The 17,042-nt window shown below is 71.1% G+C and carries 7 protein-coding genes; all 7 read right to left on the reverse strand.

Features of this window, described 5'->3' with window-relative positions; translation table 11 throughout:
* Positions 1–5: 5 nt before the first annotated feature.
* The 7 genes from ACFWBB_RS26485 to ACFWBB_RS26515 all read right to left on the reverse strand — a co-directional run bounded on the left by ACFWBB_RS26485 (position 6) and on the right by ACFWBB_RS26515 (position 16,906).
* Positions 6–11,297, reverse strand: a complete 11,292-nt coding sequence (locus ACFWBB_RS26485; RefSeq protein WP_385277284.1) for a hypothetical protein — start codon at positions 11,295–11,297, stop codon at positions 6–8.
* A 72-nt stretch (positions 11,298–11,369) separates the two neighbouring features.
* Positions 11,370–11,582 carry a hypothetical protein gene (locus tag ACFWBB_RS26490; protein ID WP_385277286.1) on the reverse strand — a complete coding sequence of 71 codons (213 nt, stop codon included), beginning with the start codon at positions 11,580–11,582 and terminating at the stop codon, positions 11,370–11,372.
* A gap of 6 nt (positions 11,583–11,588) precedes the next feature.
* A complete protein-coding gene (locus ACFWBB_RS26495) occupies positions 11,589–13,985 on the reverse strand; it encodes a phage portal protein (RefSeq protein WP_385277288.1) in 2,397 nt (798 codons plus the stop codon).
* A 53-nt stretch (positions 13,986–14,038) separates the two neighbouring features.
* A complete protein-coding gene (locus ACFWBB_RS26500; protein WP_385277290.1) occupies positions 14,039–14,431 on the reverse strand; it encodes a hypothetical protein in 393 nt (130 codons plus the stop codon).
* Positions 14,432–14,472: 41 nt separating this feature from the next.
* The gene (locus ACFWBB_RS26505; protein WP_385277292.1) at positions 14,473–15,027 is read right to left on the reverse strand and encodes a hypothetical protein; all 555 of its coding nucleotides are present in this window, start codon (positions 15,025–15,027) and stop codon (positions 14,473–14,475) included.
* A gap of 149 nt (positions 15,028–15,176) precedes the next feature.
* A complete protein-coding gene (locus tag ACFWBB_RS26510) occupies positions 15,177–15,530 on the reverse strand; it encodes a hypothetical protein (RefSeq protein ID WP_385277294.1) in 354 nt (117 codons plus the stop codon).
* A gap of 38 nt (positions 15,531–15,568) precedes the next feature.
* A complete protein-coding gene (locus ACFWBB_RS26515) occupies positions 15,569–16,906 on the reverse strand; it encodes a UDP-glucose dehydrogenase family protein (protein ID WP_385277295.1) in 1,338 nt (445 codons plus the stop codon).
* Positions 16,907–17,042: the final 136 nt, after the last annotated feature.

Below are 17,042 nucleotides of genomic sequence, written 5' to 3' on the forward strand. Positions count from 1 at the left end.
CCTCCTTATCGAGTGGCCATCAGGCCCAGGAGGAACGCACGCAAGTCGTCGTCCTGGTACCAATCGCCGCTGAACATCGCCTGCACGGACCGCGCGAGACTGTCACCGGTCTCCGGTTGCGTCTGCTGCCGCCGCAGGAGCCGGTCCAGGGCGCTCGGCCGCATGCGTCGGGCGCCGGGCCGGCCGGTGTGCGTCATGCTGAACCAGAACGCCCTCTGTGCGGCGTCCAAGTCGCCGAGGTGCCGGGCGAAGTGCTGCGCCAGGGCGAACCCGGCGGTGCCCATTCCCTCGTCGGCCAGGTCCGCGACCGTGATCCGCTGCGCGTCGGGTTCGTAGCGGCCCTGGTTGCCGTCCACGGCCGTCAGGCGGCGCGACTCGGGGGTGTTGAGCCACGTCCGCGGGATAAGGCGCTGTACGCCTCGTACGGCCCGTTCGGCGTCCGGGTCGGTGTCCGGGCCGAACACGATCGCGTTGTTGCCCTCCGGGCCCATGTCGCGGATGTCGGCCAGGGCGGCGGCCACGGCGTCCGGTACCGCGGCGGCGTATCGGGTCCGCAGGTCTCCGTACTCCCGGCGGGCAGACGCGAGCTCGGCGCGGGCCGCCGTGATCTCGATCTCGAGGTCCTCGTCGTCGGGGATGGTCGCACTGGTGCGGGCAGCCTGCAGGTTGACCAGGCGGCGCTCGCTGGTGGCCACGTAGTCGTCCGCGTGCTGCAGCGTGGCGTGCGGGTCGTCGCCGAAGTCGTCGCCCAGCGCTGCAGACAGACGACGGGTCACGTCCTGGTCGACGTCGTTGCCTGCTGCCCGCACGGCCGCCATGTGCCGGAGTGTGGTCAGGCCGGGGCCGCCGTCGGCCGTGCGGTCCGGAGTCCACTGGATGCGGTCTGAGCGGTCCGGGAGCCGGCCCGCGGCGAGCTGGCCCCACGTCGTCGGGCGCCAGAAGGTGACGCGTCGCTGCGACTGCCCGAATCGGCCGGGCTCCGGCAGGAGTCCGGCCCAGTGGGAGATCCGCGCGGCCAGCGAGTCGCCGTCCGCGTCGGGCAGGTTCACCGCGCGGTGCAGGCGCGCCAGGCGGCGCGACTCCGGCCACTGTCGGACACGGCGGACCATGCGGCCCAGGAAGGCCCGCAGGCGGCGCAGGCGTTCGCGCGAGCTCCGGTACTTCTCGGCGATCTTCCGGGCGCCCTCCTTCACCAGCTCCGCGAGGCGCTTGGCCATGCGGATCAGGAGAGCAACGATCCGGGCGAGGAGACCGGGCTGTCGGCCGGCGTCCGGGTTGGCCGCGGCGACCCGGGCCGCGATCCGACGGGCGGTAGCCTGCCGGGTCCCGGCCATCTGCTGGGTGAGGATGCGGGCGATCCGCTCGGCGTCGCCCGGGTCCACGCCTGCGGCCTGGAGCTGCTGCAGGAGCGTGTTCACCGCGTCGTCGGCGTGCCCCGTGACCGCCCGGGTGACGTCCGGGTCGGCGTCGGGATCCGTCGAGGGCCGGCTTGCAACCTGGTCCGGAATGAGGCGAAGCAGGTCCCGCGCGCGAGCCGCCAGGTCCTCATCGCTCTCGCCGTCGAGGGGCTCGAGGTCGTTGATGGTGCGCAGGGCCGCCCGCACGGTGTCCGTGTGCGCCTGGTCGCGGGTTTCGCGGAGGCGGCGCTGGGCGGCCGCCCGGTCCGGGCCGGTGATGCCTGCGGCGTCAAGCGCGGCGGAGCCGTCCCGGCGCACTGCCTGGCGGGCATCGCGCAGTGCTTCGGCGGTGAGGCGCTGGGCGATCTGCTCGCGCAGGGCGTGGATGTCGCCGGGCGGTTCGGTGCCCGCGACGGCCTCGTCGATGATGCGCGCGGCGACGCTGCGGGCGTGGTCGCTGACGATCCGGTCGACGTCGGCCTGCGGCACCTGGTTGGGGTCGCGGGGTGTGCCGGCCGGCGGCAGGGCCGGGGTGGGCCGGTTCCGGTCGTAGACGTTCACGGCGCGGCCGTTGTGCAGCCCGAAGTCGTGCACGTTGCCGTCCTCGTCCATGCCGGTGAGCTGCATCCACCAGCCGTTGCGCTGCGGCTCGCCGATGATGGTCAGTCTCCGGTGGCCGTTGAACTGGTAACCGGTCCTGCTGACAGGCGCGTCGATGACGTCGCCGTCGCGCAGGCTTCCCGGGCGGACCCGGGCGACGGGCGCCTGGGGCTCGTCCGGCGTGCTCGAGGAGTCCGGGGTGGCGTCGGTGTCATCGGCGTCGGGCGGGGTGACGGGGTCCGGGTCGGGCTCAGGAAGCTGCCAGGCCGGCATCGCCCCATGCTCTATGCGGTGCGTGCGCCGACCGTCGGAGTCCTCCAGGTGAAGACTGCGGATGCCGCCCGGTGCGTCGACGACGTCGATGACCCGGTAGATGCGCACGGGGGCGCCGCTCGTCTCGCCGGGTAGCGCCACCAGGTCGCCGTCGGTGAGCTGACCGACGTTGGCCGGCCGCGGCCGGTCAAGGCCGGGCGGCGGCGTACGGCCCGCCGCTTCGTCGAGGCGGTTGGCTGCGCGCATGGCAGCACGGCCCTCGGGCGTCGACGGGTCTGCCGCGGCCCGCAGTTGCGTGGCCAGGGCTGCGGCCTGCTCCGGGGTGACGGGAAGGTCGGCGGTGATTCGTACGGCGGCCTGGTGGGCGTCGGGGTCGTCGTCCGGGCCGTCGGCGTGGTCGCCGATGACGTTCCGGTCGCTCGAGTCGAGGTCCGGGTCGACGGTCGGGCCGGTCACCGGGTCCACCGTGTGGGGGGTTGGGTGCACGGTCAGGTCGTCGGCCGGTTCCGGGGCGTTGTCCGGGCCGAGGTTGGGCGCGCCGCCGTCCGGGCCCTGGGCACGCGGGAGGACCGCGCGGGCGTCGACGTCGATCTCGCCCATCTCGCCGGTGGTGGTGTCGGCGTACTGCAAGGTGACGCGGTCTCCGTCCCTGCTGGGCTCGCTGGTGATCGCGACGGTGGTGAGTTGGCCGTCGAGGTCCAGGACCACGACGTCGCCGTCCTTGAGGTCCGCGGCCGCGGGCTCGTCGATGCCGGTCACCGGTGCGGTGACGGGTTCGTCGTCGCGAACCTCGCCGGTCACGCGAAGGTCCCCGGCGCTGCGGGTGATAGTGCCGTCCGCCGTCGTGATGGTGACGTTGTCGCCGTCGACGTCATCGACGGGTCCGAGGAGCGCGCCGTCGTTGTCGCTGACGACGTTTCGCGGCGTCACCCGGTGTCCGTCGGCGGTCCAGCCGTCCGGACGCTGCCCGTTGGTGACGGAGAGCGTGGTGGGAGAGAGCGCGTCGTCGTCGTTCCCGTCGGACCAGTGCACCGACACGGTGGTGTCGGTGGCGCCGGTGATGGTGCCCTCCCGGTCGTCAGTACCGGCGACGGTGGTGCCCGGGAACAGCCCGTTGCCGTCGCGGTCTGCCGGGATCTGGTTGGGCAGGTCGCCGGATCGGAGCGCGGCTTGGGCGCCGCTGGCCGGGGACCCGGGCACGACGTCGTCCGGGGCTTCGGCGCGCGCCGCGGTGGCGTTGGCGGACGTGTAGACGTTCCCGGCCGCGCCGGTGCCGTCAGGGTTCTCCGTGACCCAGGTGCGCCACATCTGCTCGGTGCGGCCGCGGCGCGTGACGTCCACGAGTACGGGTGTGGTGTGAACGTAGCCGGCGCGCTGGACCGGCTTGCCCTTCTTCGTGGTGCCGTTCATGCGGACCATGTCGCCGGGCACCAGGTCCTCGACGCGGGCCCAGTGCGCGGGCTGGCCGTTGATCGGCTCGGGGTCCGGCTCCGGGTCGGGTTCCGCCTGCGGGCGGTCGGTGTCTTCCGGGGCGTTCACGGGCCCGTCCGGCGTCGGCACGGTGAGAGACGGTGCCTCGTCGTCTCCCCGCGGCTCGTCCTCGGCGCGCGGCCGCTCCAGGTCGCTGTCCGGACCGCCCAGGCCCTCGAGGAGGCGGCTCGCCCAGAAGGCGCGGGTGTCCAGGTCGGACAGCTCGTCGCGCTGCTGGTTGTTCCGCTTGGGGCCGTCCAGGGCGCTGCGCAGCCATGTGAAGTCGTCGCGGGCCTGCGCCAGGTCGTCCCGCAGGTTCCCGCTGGGCGACCGCTGGTCACGGAAGGCAGCGACCATGCCGGTCAGCCGCTGGTACCGGGCGCGGGCTTCCGGGTCGTTGCGGAGGGACTCCGGCAGTTCCGGCAGCTCCCGCGTCATGCCTGCCAGCTTCAGCGTCACCGAGTCCCACACGTCGTCGCTGGGGTTCGCCGGGTCCGCGGGCCCGTCCTGCAGTGCGCGGACGACGAGGTTGGCGACAGCCGTGTCACGGCTCTGGGAGCGGCTGTTCCGGTCGTTGGCCAGGCCGAAGAACGGCCGCGCGTCCCATACCGGTTCCCGGTCCGGGTTGGACCGGTACAGGTTGGAGAGGGTGCCGATCTGCTGGCCGTCGAGCCACACGGACTCGGAGTCGCCGTCAGGGCGCAGCTCGGCGCGGTCGGCGAACTCCTTCATCCGGTCGTGGCCGCCGAAGCGGAACGCGGCGTCTTCCTCGCTTTCGACGTCCCCGGCGTTGAACGGCGGCGCCGGGGTGACGTCGTCGGCCGTGGGCGGCGTCGGCTCCGCGGCCGCGCGGTTCTGCTCCTCCTCGTGCTGGTCTCGTGCGACCCGGTCGCCGTCGCGGCGTTGCTGCCGGAACTGGGCGAAGGTATGGCGGCCGCCGTTGAGGTCGAACCACTCCTGCAGTTCCTCGCTGGCGTACTGCATCCATCGGTCGCGCGCCGACAGGCTGCCGCCGGAAAACAGTTCCCGCTCGTCAAAGTCGGTGTTGCCGAACTTGTACTCCCGACGGAAGAAGTAGCCGTTCGTGAAGTCGACGGCCTGCCGGTAGCGGGCCTCGTCCCAGTCGGCGAACTCGGCGCGAAGGGCACGGTCGGCTTCCCGCTGCCGGTACTGCGGGTACGTGAGCCGGCCGTTGCCGGGGGTCTCGTCGTCGCCGTCGAACCAGTGGTTCAGCTCGGGCGAGGCCAGTTCCTTGGCGCGCTTGTTGCTGTACTTGCCGCCCGAGAACAGGACCCGCGGGTCGATGCCCTGCGCTTCGGCCTCCGGGCTGAGCATGCGCCCACCGGTGGCCTGCACGGCGGCCTGGAAACGCTCCTCATCGAGGGCGTCGAACTCGCGACGCAGGCGTCCGGGGGTGGCCGGGGCAGGCTGCGTGATGTCCGTGTCACCGAAGCCGAGAGCCTCGTCCATGAGACGGCCCTCGCGCTCCGCCTCGTCGGCGTTCGCCGGCGGAGTCTCCGGCACTGCGGCACGGATCCGCTCATCGACGTACCCGTCGCGGCGATCCATCTCCGCCACGACGCGGAGCTCGTCCTTCGGGCCCAAGCCCTGCATATAGGCGGACTCGAGCTCGGCGTCGTCCAGGCCGGACAGGTCCTCGGGCAGGGTGAACGCCCCGGCCCGCTCCTGCTCGTAGTCGTCCTGCACCGCGCGGAGCGCCTGGGGGAGGTTGCGGCCTTCCGCGTCACGCCAGGCGGCAACGCTCGCCGGACCCCACGCCGCGTGCCAGTCGAAGGGGTCGCCGTTGCTGTCGCTGATCTCCTCGAACCGTCCGGCGAGCGCCCGTGCCTCCTCGGGATCTTCGGAGGTCAGGGTGATGCCGGGCAGGTTCGTGCCGTTACGGGCCTGCGCGAAGCGCCAGACGGTGGTGCCGTCGGCCTGCGGTTCCGGGTACGTCGCCAGGCCGCCCTCGGGCGACAGTGCGAGGCCGTCTCGCTCCGCCAGATCAGCCAGGAGCGCGCGACGCTCCGGGGTGTCTTCGGCCGAGGTGAGGCCGTCGCCGGTACGCCAGGCGTTTCGCAGGGAGTCCACGTCGCGGTGACGGGGACGACGGGATCGGCCGCCGTCACGGCCGCCGGAGTCACCGGTGCCTCGGTTGCCGCCGTCTCCACCTTCGCCTGTCGCATCCGGGACGTCGAAGTCCGGCAGGCGGAGGTGGGGGAGGCCAGGCCCGCCCGGTCCGCCTCCTCCGGGGCCGCCTCCTCCACGGTTGCGGCGCCGACGCCGGCGGCGGCGCTCGTCCTCGTCCTCCTCGTTGGCCTCCGGGGCGTCCTGGTCGTCGTCCTCGTTCTCGGGGCCGTCGCTCTCGCCCTCGGCGTCGTTCGAGTTCTCGCCGTCCTCCGGAGACCCAGGCGTGCCCGCGCCTCCACCGTCGGGCTCGCCGTCGGGGGCAGCCGCTCCTCCGTCGGGGTCAGCGTCGCTGCGCTGCCGGCGCTCCTCCTCGTCGCCCTGGCGCTGCTCGTCCTCGTCGTTCTGGTCGTCGGAGTTGGCCGGATCCTCGTCGTCCTGGCCGTTCTGCTGCTCGTCGTCCTCGCTGTCCGGGGTTTCCTCGTCGGTCGTGTCGTTCTGGTCGTCGCCGCGGCGTTCGTCGTCCTGCTCGCCTCGAGCGATGCGTGCAGCGCGACGGAACCGGTCGGCCGCGAGCTCGCCCTGTGGTCCGGCGAGTTCGTACTGCTCGGCGAGCGCGTCCATGCGGTCGGCGATGTCCCGGAGCTCCGCGTCCCGGTCGTCGGCCGAGTCGGCTCGGCTCAGACGGTCGTTCAGCTCCTGCATCTCCGGCAGCGAGTCGCCACCTACGGCGTTCATGCCTTCGCCGAACAGGCCCTGCACCCGGCTGGCGCGGTCGTCGTCGTTCGGGCCGTCCGGGTCCGGGCCGCTGTCGGGACCGTTGGCGTTTCCGTCGGTGTTCTGGAAGTCCGGATACCGAAGATCGCGTTCGGCCTTCATGCGGGCTGCGGTGGCCCACGACTTGTACCGGCGGGTCTCGTACGGCAGATCCAAGTCAGGGTCGTCGAACTGGCTCTCCAGCCACGCGGCCTCGTCGCGGATCTGGCGAAGGTCGCCCTGCAGATCGTCCGTCTCGCCCCGGCTGACGCGCTGAATGAGGTCCTGCAGGCGCTGTATGCGCTCCGGGTCCTGTAGGCCTTCCTTGCGCTGGAGGGTGGCAATGTCGTCGCCAATGTCGGCCATGCGGGCGCGGAGCTCGTGGTGCCATTTCGGCGTCGGCTCCGGCCGCGTACGGTCGTCGGCCCACGCGAACGTGTCGTCGGGGCCGCGCAGGAACAACGGGCTTCCCCACGCGTGTGAGCCGTCGGGGTTGGAGAAGAACACGATCGTCGTGCCGTCATCCCGACGTTCCACCCTGCTGACACGAACCGGATCGCCCCAGCCCTCGGGGTACGGCCTGCCGTCCCGGTCGAGGCGCGTGCGCGGTACGCGGATGATGTCGTTCTCGGCGACGTCTGCGCGGTCACCAAGGGTCCATCCTTGGGGCGTCTCGCTGCGGGCCCGCTCCTGACGGTCGTCCTCGTCGGCGTTCTCGCGGCGGATGTCGCGGTTGCGGACGAGCGCGGCCACGGCTTCGGTGCGGCTCGTGTGGAAGTCGGGGGACGTGTCGCCGTTGTCGTTGGTGTACTGCCACTTGCGGGCGAGCTGGCTTACGGTGCCGGCGTCCTCGCCGTCGATGGTCACCGGGTACGAGCCGTCATCGTTCCGCTTGCCGATCTCGGCACGCGCGAGCGCCTCGGCCCGCTCCTGCTTCTCCTTCTCCTTCTTCTCCCGGTCCTGGCGGGCGACGTCGCGCTTGCGCTGCTCCTCGTGCAACTCGCCCCGGCGGCTGGCGACAGGGGAGAGCGCGAGCATGGCACTGCCCTGAACGTGTGGGCCTTCGCCGGTGCGCGCAACGTGCCGGTTCTGCCACGCCTGCAGTTCCTCGAGCTCGGTCTTGATGTCCTCGTCGGTCATGTCCGCCGGCGACGCGTCCCGGATCGGCGCGTCGGGCGCCGTGGCGTTGTCGGTCGTGTCCCGGTCGCCCTCGGACTGCCCGGGGCGCTGCCAGGCGTCCCACTGCTCGGGGGTGAAGCGCTCCACGAGACCGCGGGGCGGCATCGTGACGGTGTGCTGGCTCTGGTCGTTCTCCCACCGTTCGCGGTCGTCGTTCCAGCGGCGCGACTGGTAGCTGACCAGGGTGCGGCCCTGGTCGCCGGATGCCGAGGAAGCGCCGCGGAAGGCGCCGTAGTAGGAGGCAAGGTTTCGCCCGCGGTCGGCGGGGTTCTCCGCATCGAATCGGACCAGATCGCCGTCGCGGATGTCCCACGGGTGGAACAGGGTGCCGCCATTGGGGCCGTCGCCCTGTGGTTCCGGTTCACGCTCGGGCAGCGTGGCGAGCGCGCGGTCCAGGTCCTGGCCCAGCTCGAGCAAGCGCGCCCGTGCGGACTGCGCTGCCTCGGCGTCGGGCAGGTGGTCGCCGCGCAGTCGTCCGGCGATGTAGTCGAGCTGCTCGCGGACGCGCCGAAGGTCCTCGCGGGCGTCGCCGGTCGGTGGGTCCCCGGCCAGGATGCCGTCGAGGGACTCCCGGACCTTGGCATAGTCGCCACGGATGCGGCGGACGTCGTCCTTGTCCTGCCGGGACAGGCCGGTGAGGTTCGGCAGCGGCGGAAGGTCGGGCAGACGGTCGAGGATCGTGCGGGCGGTCTCCGTCTCATCGCCGGGAGTACCTTCCGGCTCCGGGGCGTCGTCGGCCTTCGGCTCCTCGGGGGTATCGACGTCCGGGGCGTCCGCGGGCGGGGTGTCGCCTTCCGGGACGTTCGTCTCCGGGACGTTCGTCTCCGGGGCGTTCGCCTCCGGCACCTCGGGCGCGGCCTCGTCCGGATACAGCACCCGCTGCATGTCGTCCGGCTTGAGGAAGTGCTCCCGGCCGTCTTCGGCGACGACTCGGACCCGTCCGCGGCCAGTTTGCACAGGCTTCTGGGCCACGGTGTGCGTGCGCCTGTCAGCGTCGACGAATCGGTCTCCGACCTCCAGGTCGAGAGGGGCGCGCATCTGCGGTTCCCGGAGGCCGGAGGTGTCGCGTCCTTCGGCAGCCGCGAACAGGTCGGGGGTGCCGAACGCGTCGGCCGGCTGGTCGTCCGGGTTGTTGAAGTCGGCGGCCTGGCGCTGGGGGCCAGTCGGCTCGTCGACGTCGAACAAGCCGCCGGGCTCCTCTGCGGGCGCCTTCGGCTTCGGCTTCGGTTCCTCCTTCGGCCTCCGGCCTGCGCGGCGCGCTTCCTCTGCCTCGAGGACTCGCAGTCGGGTGCGGTCGACGCCCGACAGCTCTCCGCCGTTCGCCATCTCCAGTTCCATCAGGGAGACGATCTCGTCGCGGATCTCGCCGTCGTCCATCGCGGACGGGGCCTTGGCGGCGCGCGCGGCAGCCGCGGGCGCGTTGACCTCATCAGGGGTCAGGGTGACCTCGTCCGGGCCGTCCGGAGCCGGTGCCCCCTCGTTGGCAGCGGCCTGCGCAGCATCCGGGGCGCTGGCCTCGGTTTTGCGCTTCCGCTTCTTCTCCTTGATCGCCCGGGAGTCGGCCTCGAACCGGTCGGCGTTGTCATCCAGGCCCTCCTCGAGCCTGTGCAGCGCTACCACCAGGTCCTCATCGACGCCCTGGGTGTCCAACTCGTGTAGAGCGGTCAAGGCGCCGCGCATCTCGTCGGCGTTCTTCTGGTAGCCATCGGCACTCTTCGGGGTGTCCGTGACGTTCTGCATGCGCTGGGCCAAGACACGGAACTCCTCCGGCGCCCCGTCAGGCCATTGCTGCTCGGCCAGCTCGTTGACCTTGCCCCAGACGCTGAGAATGCCCGCAGCCGCGCGCTTGGCGTCGGTGCTGCTGGGGTGCTGCTGCGTACGTTCGGGGACGTCGCGAAGAACGTCCTCCGGCCGTCGGCGGGCCTTCGGAACGACGGACAGCATGTCGCCGTTTCGCGTGCCGAACTGGTCGATCTCCCCGAGGCCGCCAAGGTTGCGGGTGGTGAAGGCGCGGCCGCCCGTGTAGCGGTCGATGCGCCCGACGACGTGACCGAACTGCCCGCGGACAATGACGTCTCCGGCCCGGACGCGGTCGGCGCGGACCTCCTCAGGTGTGTAGCCGTCGGTGTGTCCGGACACCGCGACCTGGCCCGGCATACGCCGAACCTGGGCGGTGTCGCCGGACACCATCACCTTGCCGTCCGGTCCGGTCAGCGTTACGTCCACCAAAGACGCGCTTTGGGTACCTGGGCCACCTGAGAAGGTCGGGGCGACCGTGCCCTCAACGGTGACCGTTTCCGGCTTGTCCTGGCCCCGGGTGCTGGCCGGCCACTCGATGTCACTGCCGCTCACAGTGACCTTGATGCGGTCGCCGGGCTTGAGGACGTCGCGGCTGACCGTAATGGGGGAGCCGCCACTGCTGGGCGCGCCCGCAGGTGCCGGAGCAGGTGCCGGAGCGGGTGTCGGGTCTGTACGTGTGGCCGCAGTCCTCTTGGGCGCGGCAGTCTTCTTCGGGGCCGCCCGGCCGCCATCGGCATCGAACTCCGCGCGAGCCCGCAGAATCGCCGCCTGGATGTTCTCGCCTGCGTTGGAGCGCCACGTTCGAGCGACCTCGTCCAAGTTCGGGTCGGTGAAGTCAAACGGCGAACTGTCCTGGCCTTCGCCCTGACGTACTGCCGAATCCAGGTAATAAGCGAAGCTGCTGGCCTCGTTGGAGTCCTTGAAGTCACCGGCCCCAGTCATGCGCTGGCCAGTGCCCATGGCCGTCAGGTACCAGCGATGTGTCGTGTCATCGCGGAGGGCAATCAGCTTGCCGTTCGCAGTGGCTCGCAGATCCTTTTGGAGGGCCAGGGATCGCAGGAACGCGGCCATGTCTGGGTTTTGGCCGGGCCGGTCAGCGAGCTGGAGAAGATGACGACGGAGCTCAGCGATGTCTTCGAATCGCCGGTATCCACCCGCCTGGTGGATCGCTCGATTGGGCAGGTGACTGATGTCAACGGCCTCGGCCTGGTCGTCAGCGTCGCCGGGCCCATCGCCCTCATCGTCGCCGATGGGGCGGCCGCGGTCGTCGACGTCGTGGGGGTCGTTGGGGGTGTCCGGGTCGCCGTCGTCGTCGTGGGCGAGGCCGTTGCCGCGGCGCGGGTCCTTTGTGCGCTTCGCGTCCTCCTCGACGACCTTCTCTTCGTTGTCGGTGGGCGCGGAGCCGTCGGGGCGGGCGACCATGGACACCCACTTGGCGCTGGTGGTGTGCCTACGGCCGTTGAACTCGTTCGGGGCCGTCTGGTCCTGGACGAGGATGCGGTCGTTGGGGAGGGCGCGAACGACGCGCGCGAGCTTGCCGCCCCACAACCTGACGGTTCCGCCCGTCTCGATAAAGCGCCCCTTGCTGTCCCGCGGGTGCAGGGCGGGGTTCCACTTACGGCGGGCGGCCTTGACCTCGAGATCGGTGCTCGGGCTCTGCGACTCAGCGTGCTCAGCGGCGGGGCGATTCTGCATGCCGCGGACCATGCACACCGCGGGTGGTTAACGTCGCGTCCTACCGCGCGGGCGTGACGCGGGGGCCGAGGCCTACATGGTTTCGGTGAGGATGTGGATGGCGAACCAGCCGGAGAATCCGATCCAGCCGACGGCGAATATGGCTCTGCCGGCCTTGCTGGTACGGGTGCGGAACAGGCGTCGGAAGTTCTCGGAGAGCGTGTCGTTCTCGCGCTTGTTCGCCAGGGCGATTCCCTCGGCGATGGCGAAGATGGCGGTCCAGACGATCCAGATGGCAGGCCACATGGCGGGTTACTCCTCGGGGTCGGTGTCGTAGTGCAGGCGGCAGCGGCAGTTCACGGTCAGGCCGATCGGCGCGAACGGGTCGCCGGGGTAGCGGAGTTGAGCGCCGTCGATCTCGTACGGGGTGCCGACGGGCAGGGTCGTGCCGTGCAGCGCCTTGTGCGCGGGCCGTACGCGGTCGTCCTGGCGGGTGATCCACGTCCGTACGACTCCGGGTCCGGCGCTTTCCGCCGCGGCGTCTGCGGCCCCGTTGATGGTCGACACGGCGCACGTCTCCGCGACGCGGGAGATCAGCGTGGGTGCGGCCGCCTCGTAGAACCTGGTGACGGCTCGCTCGAGGTCCTTGAGCTTGAGCTCTGACCCCGGGATGGTCTGGAGGCTGCGCAGTTCCTCGGCCAGGTCGCCGAGCAGCGTGGTCACGGCTTCGCCGGCGTACATGGCGGTGACGAGAGCGGCAGCAACGGCGGCCGGCGGCACCGTGTCGGTGCCGGCGACGGCCTGGCCCAGTTTGCGGGCGGTGGCGGTCGCGGCCTGCTGCAGGATCGGGGCGAGGGTGTTGGTCGTCTCCTCCGCCCAGCGGGCAGCACTGACGACGCGGTCCTCGTCGATGTTCGCGTCGCCGCCGCGGGTGTCGTTCTCGGAATCCGGCTCCCAGAACCGGGTGTACTTGCGGATCTTCGGGGCTCGGAGCCTGGCGAAGATGACGCCCTCCTGGCGTGCCAGAAGCGCGGTGAGGGCCGCCTGTATGGCCATGGACAGGGCGTCGAAGTCGGCGTCGGTGACCTCGAACCCTTGGGCGGCCAGGCTCTTGGTCTCGAGCTGGGCGCGCGCCGCGGCGACGTCCTCGGCGGCGGGCCCGTCTTCGGGCTGCGTGATGGTGGCGCGGGCGCGGGCGACGTCGTCAGCGGCCTCTCCCGGGGCGGCCTCGGTGGTCTGGGCACGGGCCGCGGCGACCTCCTCGGCTGCTGTACCTCCCGTTCCGGCGGGCAGCTCGAGGGGTTGCTCCCCCCGGGCCAGGGTGACGTCATCGGCGGCGGTGGGGGCCGCCTCGAGCTCGCGGGCCTCGGCGACCGCCGCGGCGGCGGACTGGTCTCCGGCCGGGGGCAGGGCCGCGTTCGGGTCGGCGCCGGCTCCCGACTCTGGGGCCAGGCCCAGCGCGGCCGCGTCCTGGTCGTTGGCGGGTACGGGCGCCTTCTGCGGGCTGATCCACAGTGCGCGGGACTGTGGTGTGTTGAACGGCTTCCTGTTGGCGATCTGCCGGTACTCGTCGATCGTGATCAGGCCCGCCTCCCACTCCTTGCGGGCCTCCTCGCGGGCCTGGCGGCGGGGGAACTCGAGGGCCTGCACGCGGGAGGTGTCGAACCGGATCACCCAGTCGTCGGGCAGGTCCGGGTCGAAGGCCGATGCGATCAGGTTGAGGTGAGGGAGCTCCGTGTGGGACCAGAAGTTCCATTCTTCTCGGTCGGCGTTGTTGAACGTCCGCTCCGAGGCGTTGCCGATGATGCTCTCGTACACGCCGAACGCGGAGAGGATCTCGTTTTTCGAGGTGGTGGCCAGGGTCTCGTAGGCCATCTCCCGAGGGCGGGCGGAGGTGTCGACATAGGTGACACCGCCGGGGCCGGTGCCCACGAGGGTGAGCTGGCCGGCGTTGTGCGCGCCCGGGGCGAGGCGCTTCTGGATCCGGTCGACCTCGTTGGAGTCGACGCCGTCCAGGTCGATACCGACGATGCCGCCGGGGCGGCCGTCGTTGTCGATGAACGAGATGTTGTAGGTCCGCGCCTTGACGTCCAGGTCGATCGACAGGCCAGCGGCCTCGAGCGGGGTCACGCCGCAGAAAGGATCGACGGGGTGCGGGTCCCGGATCCAGATGACCTTTTCCGGCTTGAGCTCGCGGATGTGCCCGCGGTAGTCCGTGAACTGGAAGTGCTTCACGTACGCGGCGTTCTCGTCGTCCGGGATGACCTCGACGCGGTCCGGCGGAAGCAGGTCGAGCCGGGTGAGGACCCCGCCTCGGCTCTTGGTCTTCTCGATGAACACGCCCTTTTTACTGAGGAGCAACTGGGCGCTGAGGCGCTTCTTGAAGACGTCACCGGTCTCGAGCGGGTTGGCCTGCTTGTTCAGCAGCCGCAGGAGCGGGTGATCGTCGAGGGTCTCCGCGAACTCGCGCTCGTCGCCGCCGCGGCCGATCTGCACCGGGAGGGTGGAGGCGTGCTTGCTGATGGCCTCAACGCTCTTGAAGGTCCAAACGCTGCGCTCGTAGCCCTCGACGACGACGCGCTCGAGGTCCCAGCCGTCCGCGCGGCCGGGGGTACCCCAGACGTTCGTGACGCCGGCGAGCGTCATCGACGAGTAGACGCCTCCGGCCAGGAGGTCCTTCGTCTCGGTGGGCGGGGGTGCGGGTTCCACGGCTCCTCTCGGGACGAGGAGACCCCGGAGGGCGGGGAAGAGTTGGCGGGGCATCAGGCCCCCTCAGCGCTGGAGATCCAGAGGCCCGCGGCAGCTACGAGTGCGCTGACGGCCAGCCACCCCAGTGGAGGCAGCAGGTAGAACAGGACGGCGGTCTGTCCTGCGAAGCCGCTGAATGCGGCGATGGCTCCGGCGTCTTGCTGCCATCGGCGCGTGGAGTTGCGGCGGACGATAACACCGCTGGTGCACAGGCCGATGAGGGCGGCGGAGAGGCCGGCGGTCCAGTGCAGGGCGCCCAGCGCTCCGAGTCCGCCGAGCACGCCGAACGAGAGCAGGAAAAGCCCGAGGGCTTCCCGGCCGACCTTGTCGGAGAGCACCGACCCAGTGATGTCGGTGGTGGCGACAACGGGGTCGTCGTTCGACGGCTGAGTTCGCTGAGTAGTCACGCCGCGCACCATGAACAGTGGGCGGCGTTAACGTCGCGCGCTCAGCGCGGGGGCCGGGAGACCCCAGACATGTAGGCGCCGATACCGCGCCGGTTGATGGTCCCGCCGGAGATGATCCGCGCGTTCGCGGGCGGGGTGGGCACCTTCCGCTTGGCGCGCTTGGTCTGGTCGCCGCCGATCAGGTGCGTGTTGTCGACCTTGGCGGCGCAGTCGTCGCCCTTGACCTCGTCGTACGGGCGGCGGCACCCGTCGCAATACACGTCGAGCGCCTCGATGCGCTGACCCTCGGATGCCTTGAAGGAACCTCGGTAGTCGGCGACGCTCGCGATCTTCGGCGTGACCTCGATCGTGGCCGCGACGACCCAGGTGTGGGAGAGGTCCGGCTTCTCCTCCGGCGCGGGCGCGACCGGGGGACCTTCCGGGTCGGACTCCCACAGCGTTTGCGTCTCAGCCGCTACCGCGGGCACGGGCGCGGGCGCTGGGTCGGGCGCCTTGACGGGCGTGGGTGGTGCTTCGGGCTCGAGCCAGGCGAACAGACTCTCCTGCAGGTGGGAGCGGCCAGTCTCGGGCGAAAAGGGGGTTGTCGCGGTCGTCACCGTTCCTCCGGATCACTGCGGGGTTGACGTAAAGCGCCACCCCCTTCACTGCCCGAACGTCAACGGCCGTGTTCTGTTACACCTCAACGGCTGTGCCCCTCGAGAACACCAGGGTTCTCGAGGGGCACAGAAGGGTCCGGGAGGGCCGGTCAGGAGGCCAGGGCCTCCGTGTTCTCTCGCTGCGCTCGCTCGTATCCGTACGCCAGGTACTGCGTCCAGTGGGCGCGGGCGTCCGGGGAGATGCGGTCCAGCGCGACAAGTCCGGCCATGATCGTGGAGCACAGCTCGTCAGCGACTTCGGACGGATCGGCGTTGGTGACCCCGTCGGTGAACCAGCCGCGCGAGCGCCGGTACTTCTCGATGGTCTCGTTGGCCTCCTCGGAGACCTTCGCCAGGAGCAGGACCGTCTCGACGTCCGGGTTACCGGCCTGCAGGCGCCGCTCGTCGCGGCCGCGCAGTTCCCGGATCTGGTCGAACAGGTCGGGTGTTGTGGGCTGGGGCATGTGCGTCTCCCGTCTCGTTGACGGCCTGCCCGGTCAGGTCAGGCCGTGGGGTGTTGCACGGGTCGGCCGAGCTGGTGCACGGTCCAGCCGGCCGCGGTCCAGGCGTCCGTGTCGATGGCCGTTCGTACGTCGACGAGGACCTGGCGGCGCACCTTGTCCGCCGCGGCGGCGGGCAGGGCGGTGTCCTTGGTGAACTGGGGCCACTCGGTCGCCAGGACCACCACGTCCGCGTCCTGCAGCGCGGTGTCGATGTCGTCGGCGTAGGTGTACTCCGGGTGCAGCCGTCGCGCGGCGGCCACGGACTCCGGGTCGTAGATGACGGTGCGCGCAGCCGCGGAGTGAAGGAGCCCGGCAAGGCGCAGGGCTGGGGAGTTTCGGACGTCGCTGGTGCCCGCCTTGAAGGAGGCGCCGAGGACGGCGATGGCCGCCGTGTCGAGCGACCGTCCGTGGGCGCGCTCGACCAGGTCGCGGGCCGCGTCCAGGCGGGCGTGGTTGACGTTCTCCACGGCGGTCAGGAGGCCGAAGGCCCCTGACGCGCCGATCTCTCCGACGCGGTGGGTGAAGGCGGCGACGTCCTTCGGGAGGCATCCCCCGCCGTACCCGATGCCGGGCCGCATCCCGCCGTGGCCGATCCGGGGGTCAATGCCGATGCCGTACGCCACCGTGGTGATGTCGGCACCGGAGATCTCGCAGACCTCCGCCATGGCGTTGATGAAACTGATCTTCGTGGACAGGTAGCTGTTCGCGGCGCTCTTGAGGACCTCGGCGGTCGCCGGGTCGGTGACGATCAGCTCTGCCTCGCCGCGGGCCAGGATCGGCGCGTACACCTCTCGTACGGCCTTCTCCGCCTCCGGGGAGGTCAGGCCGACGACGATCCTGTCCGGGAACAGGGAGTCCTCGACGGCGTGGCCCTCGCGCAGGAACTCGGGGTTCCACACGAGATCGACGCCTGGTGATCCGGCGTGCTCGGTGATGATCTCCTGCAGGCGGGCGACGGTGCCGACCGTGACCGTGGACTTGCCGACGATCGTGGCCGGCCGCTTGAGCAGGGGCGCCAGGGAGCGCACCGCACCGACGACCTGGCCGACGTCGTAGCCGCGGCCGTCGGTACGCAGCGGGGTGCCGACGGCGATGAAGTGCAGGTCGGCCCACTCCGCAGCCTCGTGGAGGCTGGTGGTGAAGCGCAGCCGGCCGGTGGGGACGTGCTTGTCCAGCAGCTCGTCCAGGCCCTTCTCGTAGAAGGCGCCGCGGCCGGCCTGGAGGATTTTGCAGGTCTCGGGGTTGAGTTCGACCCCGATGACTTCGTGGCCGAGCTCGGCCATCGCGGCGGCGTGCGGGGCTCCGAGGTGCCCGCATCCGATCACCGAAACGCGCATTGTGTTCCTTGTCGTGGTTGGTGCCGTGGGGCGCCCCGGAGGGGCGCCCCCCCCCCCAAAAGCCCAAGGAAAAAGGGGGGTTTTGGAGTTGGCCCAGCAAGAAAAAACGGTGGAGGAGAGGAGCGACCACACCCCC

It is taken from the genome of Streptomyces sp. NPDC060000, from assembly GCF_042737375.1.
Taxonomy (GTDB): Bacteria; Actinomycetota; Actinomycetes; order Streptomycetales; family Streptomycetaceae; genus Streptomyces.